This window comes from Pseudarthrobacter sp. NamE2 (assembly GCF_005796205.1).
Lineage (GTDB): Bacteria > Actinomycetota > Actinomycetes > Actinomycetales > Micrococcaceae > Arthrobacter.
Genome location: NZ_VAHN01000003.1, coordinates 1 through 12,783 on the forward strand (window position 1 = coordinate 1; position 12,783 = coordinate 12,783).

Genomic DNA, 12,783 nt, shown 5'->3' on the forward strand with positions numbered 1-12,783 from the left:
AGGTGGGGCCCTTCTTGTTTGCTTGCGGTGCTCCGGGGCTCAGGCGATCCGCATGGCTCCGGCGGCAGGGGACACCGTGAAGATGTCCGGGGCTGCAAAGCCGGCTCCGGCAAAGGCCTGCACGACGGCGTTCCGCACCTTTTGCTCCTCGCCGGCGGGCGTCAGTGCAATGGCTGCGCCGCCGAACCCGCCACCGGTCATCCGTGCCCCGATGGCGCCGGCAGCCCGGGACGTGTCCACCGCGACGTCCAGCTCCGGGCAGGAAATTTCGAAATCGTCGCGCATGGACGCATGGCTGGCGTCCAGCAGATGCCCGATGGCGGACGGGCCCCTGTCCGCAAGGAGTTCGACGGTCTGCAGCACCCGGTCATTCTCGGTAACCACGTGGCGCACCCGCCGGAATGTCACACTGTCCAGAAGTCCACTGGCCTCCTCCAGGTCGCCCACCTGAACGTCGCGCAGGGCCTTCACGCCCAGCACCTCTGCCCCCAACTCACAGGACGCGCGCCGGGAGGCGTAGCCACCGTCTGCATGTGAGTGCGAGACCTTGGTGTCGATCACCAGCAGGACCAAACCTGCCGGTTCTGTCTCGAAGGGGACAAGGCGGGCGTTCTGGTCGCGGCAGTCCAGGAAGACCGCGTGCCCGTGGGCGCCCCTCAAGGACGCAGACTGGTCCATGATGCCGGTGGGCGCTCCCACAAAGTCGTTCTCCGCCTCTTGGGTTGCCAGGACCATTTCCTGTGCCTGGAGCCCCGCCCCGGTCAGTTCGTTCAGTGCGGTGATGACGGCGCACTCGATGGCATGCGACGACGACAGGCCGGCTCCCAGCGGAACGCTCGAATCGAGCAGCAGGTCGATGCCGGGAACGTCGATGCCGCGCTCGCGCAGTGCCCACATCACGCCTAGCGGGTATTTGGTCCAGCCCTTGGCGGAGCCCGGTTGCAGGTCATCCAGGCTGGCGCTGACAATGCCTGGGTCGCCGTAGGTGGACAGCAGCCGGACCGTGTCATCGGGGCGGACTGCCACTGCCACCCGCGCTGTCCTGTCGATGGCAAACGGCAGGACAAAACCCTCGTTGTAGTCCGTATGCTCACCGATGAGGTTCACCCGGCCGGGTGCCTGCCAGATGCCGTCAGGCCTGCCCCCGTACTCGCGGGTGAAGCGGGCGGCAAGGTCGCTGGTCCCGGCCTGTACAGGCGTGGCCAGGGGCTTGGGCGTGTGGCTCATGGTGACACTCCTTCAGGTGCGGCGGCCAGGACGGCCTGGGACGTGGCCGATGCCGGCACGGACACGGCCCGCAGGCGCTCAGCAACACTTTCCGGGGTGGTGTCATTGATGAAGGCCCCCATGGCTGCCTCCGATCCGGCAAGGTATTTCAGCTTATCGGCCGCGCGCCGGGGGGAGGTCAGCTGCAGGTGGAGGTAGCCGGCGGACCGCTGGGCGGGCTCCAGCGGAGCCTGGTGCCAGGAGGAGATGTACGGCGTGGGGGTGGGGTAGAGCGCATCCACCCGCTTGAGCAGGTCAAGGTAGACATGTGCCAGTTCGTCCTTTTCCTCGCCGCTCAGCGCGGCCAGGTCCGGGACGTGGCGGTGCGGGACCAGGTGGATTTCCAACGGCCACCGGGCGGCGAAGGGAACATAGGCGCTGAAGTTCTCCCCTTCGAGGACCATCCGGTTGCCGTCCTCCCGCTCCTTCCGAAGCAGCGAACCGGTCAAGGTTTCCCTGCCAGCGTTCGCATCGTAGAACTTCCGCGCCGCCGCGCCCAGGACCGCAGCCCGCGGGGTGACATAGGGGTAGGCGTAAATCTGCCCATGGGGGTGGTGCAGGGTGACGCCGATATCGGCCCCGCGGTTTTCGAACGGAAACACCTGCTTGATCCCGGGCAGCGCGCCCAGGGCGGCAGTCCGCTGGGCCCACGCTTCGATCACGGTGCGGGCCCGCGTGGTGCTCAGCCCGCTGAAGGATCCCGTGTGTTCGGGGGTGAAGGACACCACCTCGCAGCGGCCGTAAGCCGGGCCCTTGGTGCCCCATGCAGGATTCTCCGGTACGGGCCCGAGGGCCGGGCCCAGGGACGGGAAGCGGTTCTCGAACACCACCACGTCATAGTCGGCAGCCGGAATCTCTGAGGGATTGCCGGCTGTGGTGGGGCATATGGGGCACTGGTCCGCCGGCGGCAGGTGGGTGCGCGTCTGGCGGTGTGCAGCCACGGCCACCCACTCGTCCGTCAAAGCATCGAAACGCAGTTCTCCCGGCTCACCCCTCGGCGGCAGGCCACGCTGGTCCGCGGTCAGGTGCGCTTCCCGGGAAACTGTAGTGCCGGCGTCGTCGAAGTAGATCAGCTCCCGGCCGTCGGAGAGTCTGGTGCTGGTGATCCCTGTCATGGTTAAGAGGATCTCATGACCGCTCAAAAAAGAATAGTTAACAACAAAACATAACAAGTGGTGCTGGAACGGCGTCCTCCGCCGGGGTACCGTAAGCGCATGACTTTGCCTTCCCGCCACGACACCCCCGCCCCTTCCGGTACCCGCGCCTATGCCACCGGCCGGCAGTACGAACTGCGGCGCGGCGATGCGCTTGCGGTGGTTACCGAGCTGGCCGCGGGCCTGCGCTCCTTCAGCAGGGGAGGGGTGCTCCTCACGGAGACGTACGGCGACGACCAGATTCCGCCCGGGGGAGCAGGCATTACCCTGGCGCCGTGGGCAAACAGGATTGAGGACGGCGTCTGGTTCCTTGACGGGAAGAAACAGCAGCTGGACATCACGGAGGTCTCCCGGAACAACGCCAGCCATGGCCTGCTTCGCAACTCCTCTTATTCGCTGGTGGACGAGTCGGAGTATTCGGTGACCCTGGAGGCAACGATCTTCCCGCAGCACGGCTACCCCTTCCTGCTGCGCCACCGGGTCCAGTACCTCCTGACCGAAGAGCTCGGGCTGGTGGTCCGGCAAACGCTGGCCAGTGATGCAAAGTCGCCTGCGCCCTTCGTGTTGGGCGCCCACCCGTACCTGCGGCTTGGCGACACCCCGGTTGAGGACCTCGTGCTCACGGTCAAGGCTGACACCCAGCTGGTAGCCGACGAGCGCCAGATCCCTCGAAGCTCCACGCCTGTGGAGGGGCCCACAGATTTCCGGGCCGGCGCATCCTTCGCCTCGCTCAGCGTTGATGTGGCCCTAACTGGCCTGGCCTTCGAGGAAGGAATGGCGCGGCATGTCCTGGCGGCGTCCGACGGCAGGAAGGTAACCCTGTGGCAGGACCAATCCTGCCAGTACGTGCACGTCTACGTCAGCACGATCTACCCCGGCCGCACCAGGGCGGTGGCGCTGGAACCCATGACCGGCCCCGCGAACGCCTTCAATTCCGGTGACGGCCTCCGCTGGCTGGCGCCCGGCGAAACCTTCACCATCGAGTGGGGCATCGACTACAGCGCCGGAGCGGAGGGCTAGCGGTTTCCCATTAGCGCAGGGCTGCGGAAGTATTAGGCTATGAAGCCAACCGGGGATGCCGTCCCGCCCAACAGCCCTGCCCGCCTGCAGCAGCAGCCTCCTCCAGGACCCACCCTGCGGGTGCTTGCAGACCGCGAACTGGACAGGGATATTCCCTACGGCATCCGCATCGCGGCCTCCTGGGCCTGGCGCCTGGGGCTCATCCTCCTGGTGGCTGGAGCGCTGGTGTGGCTGCTCAGCCGCATCAGCTTCCTGATCATCCCCGTCATGGTGGCAGCACTCCTTGCCGGCCTCCTCAGTCCCGTGGTCGGCTGGCTCCAGCGATACCGGGTGCCGGCCGGACTTGCGGTGGCAGTCACGGTCCTGGGCTTCATCGGGCTCATCGCCGGCGCCCTGGCACTGGTGGGCCGGCAGCTGTTCACCGGATTCAGTGAACTCTGGTCGGAGGCCCTAACCGGGGTTAAGCAGATCCAGGACTGGCTCGCCGAGGGCCCGCTCCACCTGACGGCGGACCAGATGGACCAATACCTGCAGGATGTCACGGCGGCCCTGCAGGACAACACCAGCAGCATCGTCAGCGGCGCACTGTCCTTCGGCAGCACCGCCGGCCATTTTGCTGCCGGCCTGATCCTGGCGCTGTTCATCTTGATCTTTTTCCTGCTCGAAGGAGACCGGATCTGGGCGTTCCTGGTGCGGCTGCTCCCCAGGAAAGCGCGCGCCGCCACCTTTGGCGCCGGGCGCAAGGGCTGGGCCTCCATGGTCAACTACGCACGCGTCCAGATGTTCGTGGCGTTCGTGGACGCGGTGGGCATCGGAGCCGGTGCAGCAATCATCGGTGTTCCTCTTGCCCTTCCCCTGGCCGTGCTGGTTTTTATTGGCTCCTTCATTCCGATCGTGGGCGCCCTGGTGACCGGCGCCATCGCCGTGCTGCTGGCGCTCGTGGCCAACGGCCCGGTCAACGCCCTGATCATGCTGGGCATCGTCCTGCTGGTCCAGCAGCTGGAAAGCCATATCCTGCAGCCGCTCGTCATGGGCAAGGCCGTGGCGCTGCACCCGGTGGCTGTCATTCTCTCCGTCGCCGCCGGTTCCTACCTCGCCGGCATCCCCGGTGCACTGTTCTCGGTACCCATCCTCGCCGTCGTAAACTCCTCCGTTCGCTACATCGCGGCCAGAACGTGGGAACATGAACAAGTGCCGGAAACGCCTTTGGCGGCCGGTGTTCCTGCGGACAACACCATCAAGGACGTTGGCCCTTTGGCGCTGCGCCGCGGCAGGGACGCCGCACCCGGCACCACAGCAGAACATCCCGATGCCCCCAACTCCCGGGAGACAGGCAGCGGGGACGAACCAAGAGGAGAATAGTCCGTGAACATCCTTGAAACCCTTCCCGTCACACTGGACGATGTCCTGGAGGCGCAGAAGCTGCTGGACGGGATTATTGCGCGCACTCCTGTTGAATCGTCCCGGGCACTGGGGGCCATGGTGGGCGGGGACGTCTACTTCAAGTGCGAGAACCTTCAGCGGGCAGGGTCATTCAAGGTCCGCGGTGCCTACGTCCGGATGGCCCGGCTGTCCCCGGAGGAGAAAAAGCGCGGCGTCGTGGCGGCGTCGGCCGGCAACCATGCGCAGGGCGTCGCCGTGGCCGCGAAGAGCCTGGGCATCAAGGCCCGCATCTACATGCCGCTGGGCGTGGCGCTGCCCAAGCTGGCAGCCACCCGCAGCCATGGCGCCGAAGTTATCCTGCACGGCCACAACGTGGACGAAGCGCTCGCCGAAGCCCAGCGGTACAGCAACGAAACGGGCACCGTTTTCGTCCACCCGTTCGACAACGTTGACGTCGTTGCCGGCCAGGGCACCCTGGGCCTGGAGATCCTGGAACAGGTCCCCAACGTGGACACGATTTTGATGGGCGTCGGCGGGGGAGGGCTCCTGGCGGGCGTCGCCGTCGCCATCAAGGCCCGCGCAAGGGAGCTGGGGCGGGACATCCGGATTATCGGTGTCCAGGCGGAGAACGCCGCCGCCTACCCGCCGTCCCTCGCGGCAGACGCCCTGGTGCCATTGAAAAAGGTGTCCACCATGGCAGACGGCATTGCCGTCGGACGGCCCGGGCAACTGCCTTTCAGCATCATCCGCGAACTCGTGGATGACGTGGTCACCGTCAGCGAGGATTCACTGGCCCGTGCACTGATCTTCCTGCTGGAACGGGCCAAGATGGTGGTGGAACCAGCCGGTGCCGTGGGCGTGGCTGCACTGATGGACGGCAAGATCGAGAACCCGGGAACCACAGCTGTTGTACTCTCCGGCGGAAACATCGACCCCATGCTGATGCTCAAGGTCATCCAGCGCGGGCTCTCGGCGGCGGGACGCTACATGACGGTCCGGATGATGCTCGACGACCGGCCGGGTTCGCTGGCCACCATCGCCAGGATTATCGCGGAAAACGACGCCAACGTCACCGGCCTTGACCACACACGCGTGGGCGGCTCCATCAGCATGGGGGACGTCTCCATCACCGTGAACCTGGAAACCAAGGGCCACCAGCACGGTGAACAGGTGCTCAGCGCACTCCGCGCCGAAGGCTTCCAGCCGATCGTGGTGCACTAGGACCGCCATGGACCGGATGACGGGAGACGGCGGCATCAGGCAGCGCCAGACCACCGCCGCGAGGGCCAAAGGAGGACTGCTGGTCCTTGGCCTGTTCGTGGTCCTGCTGTTCATCATCGAGCTGGTCAACATGGGGATGCTCCGCTCGCTCAACAGGACGTTCGGGCTCCGGCCGCGGAGCGCCGACGGGCTGCTGGACATCTTTACCTTTCCCCTCCTGCACGCGAACCTGAACCATCTCCTGTCCAACAGCCTGCCACTCATCATCTTCGGCTTCCTGGTGTTCCTGTCAGGCCTCCGCGTCTTCCTGACCGCCCTGGCGTTCAGTTGGCTGGGTTCCGGGCTCGTGGTATGGCTGATCGGCGACGGGGGCATCACCGTAGGGTCCTCCGGCCTGGTGTTCGGGCTGTTCTCGTTCCTCCTGGTGCGCGGGTTCATCAACCGCAGCTGGCGCCAGATCCTCCTGGCGGTGGTCCTGTTCATGGGTTACGGCAGCATCCTGCTGGGAATCCTGCCCATCGTTGCAGGCTACGTCTCGTGGCAGGCCCATCTGGGCGGGGCTGCGGGGGGAGTGCTGGCGGCGCTGCTGCTGCGGCCCCGGGAAGGGCAGCCAAGGCGGGTTTCGTAGAGCTGGAAAGGCAAAAAGGAGCGCCGGCCATCCCAACTGGGACGGCCGGCGCTCCTTGCGTTGGTGGAGGCTATCCGGTGTAAGGCTTGGCGGAGAGGATTTCCACCTTGATGTCCTTGCCGTTCGGCGCCACGTAGCTCAGGGTCTCGCCTTCCTTGTGGCCAAGGATGGCGGCGCCAAGCGGGGACTTTTCGCTGAAGACGTCAAGATCGGAATCGCCGGCGATCTCGCGCGAGCCGAGCAGGAACGTCTCCTCGTCGCCGGCGATCCGGGCCACAACAATCATGCCGGGCTCGACGATGCCGTCGTCTGCCGGGGCCTCGCCCACGTGGGCGTCGCGGAGCAGGACCGTCAGCTGGCGGATGCGGGCCTCAATCTTGCCCTGCTCCTCCTTGGCGGCGTGGTAGCCGCCGTTCTCCTTGAGGTCACCCTCCTGCCGGGCTGCATCAATCTTCTGGACAATCTCCGCCCGGCCGGGGCCGGAAAGGTGGTCCAGCTCTGCCTTCAGGCGGTCAAAAGCTTCCCGGGTAAGCCAGGCTGCAGCTGCGCTGTTGGTGGTAGACACGGACTTCTCCTCTAATGGTCCTACATGCAAAAGACCCCGCCACAGTGGCCACTTGTGGAACAGCAACCAGCTCAGCGGGGTGAAGGTATTGGTTCATTGTAGTCAATCCTGTGGACTTAACCCAACATGGAAGCGGCGCGCGTCACACTTACTGCCCGGCTTCGTCGGCCTTCCAGCAGTTATCCACCACGCCGGACACTGACAGTGACTCGGTCCGAAGGGCCACGCGCTGCGAAACCGTCCTGCCGCCGTCGGCCGTTCCTTCCGACGCCTCCGGCGGAATGTCCACCACCTTCCAGCCCACCACCGCGTACTTGGAGTCGAGCGCCTTCACGGCGCACTTGACTGCGGTGCCCGGCTCGCGGGTCACCTGGAAGTCCACCTCCGCCAGTGTGGCGTCCGGGGTGCTGTATCCCACGTCCTTAAACGAAATATCCGAAAGGGAGTTGGACGTGGAAACCCAGGCCAGGAAACCGATCCCGCCGGCCAGTGCTGCCCCTGCGATGATGCGCTTGGTCCGGGGCGGCAGCACGCGCTTTTTAGCACCATAACGATTGGCTAGGCTAGTGTCTGCGGGCGCGGATCGGGCCGGCTGGTCCGGGGAAGTCACCAGACCAGTTTAGTGCCCTTTCCGCCGGTGCCGGTCCTGCCGTGCAGGCGCCCCGCTGCGCCCGTCCACACAACCGCCACACCCAGATGAATGAGGAGCCGTCCCTTCATGACAGCGTCCAGCAACTCCCCGGAACCGCTGCGGCTGCTCGCAGTCCACGCACACCCGGACGATGAATCGAGCAAGGGCGCTGCAACCATGGCCAAGTACGCTGCCGCAGGGGTGGATGTCCTCGTGGCCACGTGCACGGATGGTTCCCGCGGTGACATCCAGAACCCCGCGGTGGAAGGCGAACCGCATCCCAAGCGGGATATGGCAGGGGCGCGGCGCCTCGAAATGGAACGCGCCGCCAAGATCCTGGGCATCAGGCAGCGCTGGCTCGGCTTTGTTGACTCCGGCCTTCCGGAAGGGGACCCGCTGCCGCCGCTGCCTGCCGGCGCCTTCGCCACGCTGCCCCTGCACCGTGCCGCCGCGCCCCTGGTGAGGCTGGTGCGCCGTTTCAAACCGCACGTAATCCTCAGCTATGACGAGAACGGCGGGTACCCCCATCCGGACCACATCATGGCGCACCGGGTGGCGGTGGAAGCCTTTGATGCCGCCGGGGATCCGGAGCGGTACCCCGGGACGGGGGAGCCCTGGGAGCCGAGCAAGCTGTACTACGACCGCGCCTTCAGCCCCGAACGTTTCCGGGCGCTGCATTTCGCGCTCGAGGAAGCGGGCCTGCAGTCCCCGTACGCCGAGCGGCTCGCCGCCTGGCTGGAGTCCGACGCTGAGGGCCACACCCCACCGCCGGCTCGCCATCCCACCACTACCCAAGTGGACTGCGGTGACTTCTTCGAGGTGCGCGACGACGCCCTCCGTGCGCACCGGACGCAGGTGGATCCGCTGGGCTTCTTCTTTGCGGTCTCGGCGGAGATGCAGCGGCGTGCCTGGCCGTGGGAGGACTACTCCCTCATCCGGTCCCGGGTTCCCTCGGAGCTTCCGGAGAAGGACCTGTTCGCAGGGCTAAGATAGTCGGGCGGGCAATTTCTATGCCGCGTAGAAGTTAGCCCCGGCCACTGTAGCCGCGCCGCCTGCCGCCACCCGTTCCACAGAAGGTATAACCGTGCATCATCTGCTCCTCAGCCTGGCAACCACCCCTACGCCGCTGCCTACTCCCACCCTCCGGGAGGGCATCTCCGAGGACCAGGTGACGCCGGGCCTCCTGGGCTTCATCATGACCGCCTTCTTTGTGGTGGCAACCGCGCTCCTCATTGTGGACATGGTGCGGCGCATCCGGCGGGTCCGCTACCGGGCGCAGGTGGAGGAAGAGCGGCTGGCTGCCGCTGCCGCAGCGGACGTGGAGGCGGCGGACGTCCAGGACGGCCTCAGCGCTCCGGGGGCTGGCGGGGCCGACGGCGACGGCAACGGGATCGCCCCCGGCCCGTCCCGGCCCCGGGACTGATTCTCCAGGATCTCTTAGCGGGGCGTCTTAGCTCAGCACCGCTATGGCGATGGCTGCGAAGTGCGCTGCGAAGGCAAAAACGGTCAAGGCGTGGAACAGTTCGTGGAAGCCAAAGTGGTGGTAGCTGAAGTTCGGTTTCTTCAGCGCGTAGAACACTGCTCCCGTGATGTAGAGGACGCCGCCCGCGCAGATCAGCAGCGCCGCCGGGACACTGGCCTGGAAGAACTGCGGGAGGTAAAACACCGAGCCGCATCCCAGCGCGATATAGAGGGGAACGTACAGCCAGCGCGGCGCGTCCGTCCACAGCAGCCGGAACAGGACGCCCAGGATGGCGCAGGACCAGATGACCCACAGCAGCAGGACCGCCTGCGGCCGGGCCAGGAGGGTCCAGGCCAGCGGGATGTAGGTGCCCGCTATGACCAGCATGATGTTGGTGTGGTCCAGCCGCTTCAGGACCAGTTTCACGCCGGGGGACCAGTTGCCGCGGTGGTAGACGGCGCTGATGCCGAACAGCAGCACGCCGGTGGCCGCATACACGGCAGAGGTGATCTTCCGGTCCGCGGTGGGGGCGATTACCACCAGCACGATTCCCGCAGCCAGGGCAAGGGGCGCCGTGACGGCGTGGATCCATCCCCGCCACTTCGGCTTGATCATCAGGAGCTCTGCCAGGCGGACGGCGGCTTCGTCCACGGGGCTGGCCGGGCTATCTTCCGGCAGGTTTACGTCCCTCGGCTGCGGGGCGCGCCGGGCCTCGGAGGAGTCGCTGTTCATCCTCCAAGAATAACTTACTGTCCGGTAAGTTACTGGTGAGTAGTACGACGGCGGCGGCTGGCCAGGTGCCCGCGGACCCTCCCGTCCTGCCCGTACCGCCGCGGGCGGTAGCCTAGGATGTGCAAGTACGTACAGCGAGGAAGTCAGGGGAGTGGACGCGTGGAGTTGCCCGGGTTCCTTTACGGCTTCTACGAGCGCCGGCTCCTGAAAGACCTGCCCCGTGACCGGATTCCCCGCCACATCGGAGTCATGGTGGACGGCAACCGGCGCTGGGCCAAACAGTTCAACGCCCCCACCAGCCAGGGCCACCAGGCAGGCGCAGACAAGATCCACGAGTTCCTCGGCTGGTGCCAGGAGCTCGGCGTCAAGGTAGTCACCCTCTACATGCTGTCCACGGACAACATGAACCGGTCCAGCGAGGAACTGGATCTCTTGATGGGCATCATCGCCAACACGATGGACCGGCTGGACGAGGACGCCAACATCTCCGTCCATGCCATGGGCGCACCCGAACTGCTGCCCGACTACCTGGCCGAACGGCTCAACAAGCTCACGGCAAGGACGCCGGTCCGGGAGAAGATCCACGTGAACGTCGCGGTGGGCTACGGCGGACGGCGCGAGATCGTGGACGCCGTCCGCGAACTGCTCCACGACGCCGTCGCCAAAGGCGCCGACATCTCGCAGCTCGCGGACGAGCTCTGCGTGGATGACATCTCGCGCTTTCTCTACACCCGCGGCCAGCCCGACCCCGACCTTGTCATCCGGACCTCCGGCGAACAGAGGCTGTCCGGCTTCCTCATGTGGCAAAGCGCCTACAGCGAGTTCTACTTTTGTGAAGCCCTCTGGCCCGCCTTCCGCAAGGTCGACTTCCTGCGCGCCCTCCGCGACTACGCCGGCAGGCAGCGGCGCTTCGGCGCCTGATATCCCCGGTTCATCACGAGTTCACGCCCGCGCAACAGGAATCGCCGCGTAATGGTTGCGGAAATGGCCGGGGGTGGATTTACGTTATAACCATCAGCAGGCAAACCGCCGGCTGATCGGGGAGGCCAGTACATGGAGCGATACATCGCACCGGTTGTATGGGAGGCCGGACCCGGCCTCGTGGCCGAGCCGCCTCACCAATAACAATTCCGGGCTTGCCCGGGGCTGGAGTCGATGTGGCTACTTCTGAACAACTGCCCGAGGTCCTTTCCGACCAGGGAGGGAAAGCTACCTCTCGCGCCACGCGAGCCACCATGAAAACCGGCGCAGCAACGGATGCTGCGGCCGGTTTTGCCGTCTCCGCAAGGGAATCGCTCATCCATACGTTCGTGATCGACACGTCCGTCCTGTTGTCCGATCCACGCGCGCTGCTCCGCTTCGCCGAGCACGAGGTCATCGTCCCGGTGGTGGTCATTACCGAACTGGAGAAGAAGCGCCACGATCCTGAACTCGGCTATTTCGCCCGCAAGGCGCTCCGGCTGCTTGACGACCTCCGGGTCAAGCACGGCGGGCTCAACCAGCCGATTCCCATCGGAGACGACGGCGGCACGCTCATGGTAGAGCTGAACCACATCTCCGCAGAGGTGCTGCCGCTGGGATTCCGCAGCGGCGACAACGACAGCCGTATCCTGGCCGTGGCAATGAACCTAACCAACGAAGGCCGGGACGTCACCGTGGTGTCGAAGGACCTGCCCATGCGCGTCAAGGCGTCCGCAATGGGGCTCAACGCGGATGAGTACCGCAACGAGCTGGTCAAGGATTCCGGCTGGACGGGCGTTGCCGAGGTTGAAGCCAACGAACAGGAAATCTCGACCCTGTACGGCCACGAGCCGGTCTTCATCCCTGCCGCCGCGGAGATGCCGGTGAACACCGGACTCGTCCTGCTCTCCACCCGCGGATCCGCACTGGGCCGGGTGGGCCCGGACAAGCAGGTCCGCCTGGTGAAGGGCGACCGGGACGTCTTCGGCCTGCACGGGCGTTCCGCAGAGCAGCGCCTGGCCATCGACATGCTGATGGATCCCGCCGTCGGCATCGTGTCGATTGGCGGCCGGGCCGGCACCGGAAAGTCCGCGCTCGCCCTCTGCGCGGGCCTGGAAGCGGTCTTGGAGCGCCGCGAGCACCGCAAGGTGATCGTCTTCCGTCCGCTCTACGCCGTGGGCGGCCAGGAACTCGGCTACCTGCCGGGTTCGGAGTCCGAGAAGATGAACCCCTGGGCGCAGGCGGTGTTCGACACCCTCGGCGCCCTGGTCAGCCAGGAGGTGGTGGAGGAAGTCATGGACCGCGGCATGCTCGAGGTCATGCCCCTCACCCACATCCGCGGACGCTCCCTGCACGACGCCTTCGTAATTGTCGATGAAGCCCAGTCCCTCGAAAAGAACGTATTGCTCACCGTCATGAGCCGCATAGGCCAGAACTCCAAGATCGTCCTGACCCATGACGTCGCCCAGCGCGACAACCTCCGCGTCGGACGCCACGACGGGATCGCCGCCGTCGTCGAAACCCTGAAAGGTCACCCGCTCTTCGGCCACGTCACCCTGACCCGCTCGGAAAGGTCCCCGATCGCGGCACTGGTGACGGAGCTCCTCGAAGGCTAGGTCACCTGTGGGAGGGGCCGTGGTCCGGTTCGCCGGGCCACGGCCCTTCTCCGTCGCTTAGACACCTCCCGCCGCACCGCTCCGGTCGCTGGGCGACCTGCACGGCGCTTTGGTCGGCGATGCGCTCCTACGAGAAGGACCGCCG

The 12,783-nt window shown here is 66.1% G+C and carries 13 protein-coding genes; 8 read left to right on the forward strand and 5 right to left on the reverse strand.

The window, feature by feature from the left end:
* Positions 1 to 39: 39 nt before the first annotated feature.
* Positions 40 to 1,227: a galactokinase gene (galK, locus tag FDW83_RS04890; protein ID WP_138136485.1), complete on the reverse strand. Its 1,188-nt coding sequence runs from the start codon at positions 1,225 to 1,227 to the stop codon at positions 40 to 42.
* Positions 1,224 to 2,381 carry a galactose-1-phosphate uridylyltransferase gene (galT, locus tag FDW83_RS04895; protein WP_138136486.1) on the reverse strand — a complete coding sequence of 386 codons (1,158 nt, stop codon included), beginning with the start codon at positions 2,379 to 2,381 and terminating at the stop codon, positions 1,224 to 1,226. The genes galK and galT overlap by 4 nt, the downstream gene beginning before the upstream one ends.
* Positions 2,382 to 2,480: 99 nt before the next feature.
* On the opposite strand from galT, the gene FDW83_RS04900 reads away from it, so the two are divergent.
* The 4 genes from FDW83_RS04900 to FDW83_RS04915 are packed head-to-tail and all read left to right on the forward strand — an operon-like array spanning position 2,481 to position 6,672.
* Positions 2,481 to 3,440 (forward strand): aldose 1-epimerase family protein, encoded by a 960-nt coding sequence (locus FDW83_RS04900; RefSeq protein WP_138136487.1) that lies wholly within the window; start codon positions 2,481 to 2,483, stop codon positions 3,438 to 3,440.
* A 39-nt stretch (positions 3,441 to 3,479) separates the two neighbouring features.
* Positions 3,480 to 4,802 carry an AI-2E family transporter gene (locus FDW83_RS04905; RefSeq protein ID WP_138136488.1) on the forward strand — a complete coding sequence of 441 codons (1,323 nt, stop codon included), beginning with the start codon at positions 3,480 to 3,482 and terminating at the stop codon, positions 4,800 to 4,802.
* Between the two features lie 3 nt (positions 4,803 to 4,805).
* Entirely contained in the window at positions 4,806 to 6,044 is a 1,239-nt protein-coding gene (gene ilvA / locus FDW83_RS04910) for a threonine ammonia-lyase (RefSeq protein ID WP_138136489.1), read from the forward strand.
* A 7-nt stretch (positions 6,045 to 6,051) separates the two neighbouring features.
* On the forward strand, positions 6,052 to 6,672 hold the full coding sequence (locus FDW83_RS04915; protein WP_138136490.1) for a rhomboid family intramembrane serine protease: 621 nt from the start codon (positions 6,052 to 6,054) through the stop codon (positions 6,670 to 6,672).
* A gap of 70 nt (positions 6,673 to 6,742) precedes the next feature.
* Here FDW83_RS04915 and greA read toward each other — a convergent pair whose 3' ends face one another.
* Together greA and FDW83_RS04925 are read right to left on the reverse strand one after the other, a co-directional pair.
* Entirely contained in the window at positions 6,743 to 7,237 is a 495-nt protein-coding gene (greA, locus tag FDW83_RS04920) for a transcription elongation factor GreA (RefSeq protein ID WP_138136491.1), read from the reverse strand.
* Positions 7,238 to 7,385: 148 nt separating this feature from the next.
* On the reverse strand, positions 7,386 to 7,847 hold the full coding sequence (locus tag FDW83_RS04925) for a DUF4307 domain-containing protein (protein WP_138136492.1): 462 nt from the start codon (positions 7,845 to 7,847) through the stop codon (positions 7,386 to 7,388).
* A gap of 108 nt (positions 7,848 to 7,955) precedes the next feature.
* On the opposite strand from FDW83_RS04925, the gene mca reads away from it, so the two are divergent.
* Both mca and FDW83_RS04935 read left to right on the forward strand, forming a co-directional pair.
* Positions 7,956 to 8,861: a mycothiol conjugate amidase Mca gene (mca, locus tag FDW83_RS04930; protein WP_138136493.1), complete on the forward strand. Its 906-nt coding sequence runs from the start codon at positions 7,956 to 7,958 to the stop codon at positions 8,859 to 8,861.
* Positions 8,862 to 8,952: 91 nt separating this feature from the next.
* Positions 8,953 to 9,291, forward strand: a complete 339-nt coding sequence (locus FDW83_RS04935) for a hypothetical protein (RefSeq protein ID WP_138136494.1) — start codon at positions 8,953 to 8,955, stop codon at positions 9,289 to 9,291.
* Between the two features lie 27 nt (positions 9,292 to 9,318).
* Here FDW83_RS04935 and FDW83_RS04940 read toward each other — a convergent pair whose 3' ends face one another.
* Positions 9,319 to 10,062, reverse strand: a complete 744-nt coding sequence (locus FDW83_RS04940) for a hemolysin III family protein (protein WP_171027454.1) — start codon at positions 10,060 to 10,062, stop codon at positions 9,319 to 9,321.
* Between the two features lie 159 nt (positions 10,063 to 10,221).
* Here FDW83_RS04940 and FDW83_RS04945 point away from each other — a divergent pair, with 159 nt between their 5' ends.
* Both FDW83_RS04945 and FDW83_RS04950 read left to right on the forward strand, forming a co-directional pair.
* Positions 10,222 to 10,983 (forward strand): isoprenyl transferase, encoded by a 762-nt coding sequence (locus FDW83_RS04945; protein WP_138136495.1) that lies wholly within the window; start codon positions 10,222 to 10,224, stop codon positions 10,981 to 10,983.
* Positions 10,984 to 11,219: 236 nt separating this feature from the next.
* Positions 11,220 to 12,638: a PhoH family protein gene (locus FDW83_RS04950; RefSeq protein WP_138136496.1), complete on the forward strand. Its 1,419-nt coding sequence runs from the start codon at positions 11,220 to 11,222 to the stop codon at positions 12,636 to 12,638.
* The last annotated feature ends 145 nt before the right edge of the window (positions 12,639 to 12,783 follow it).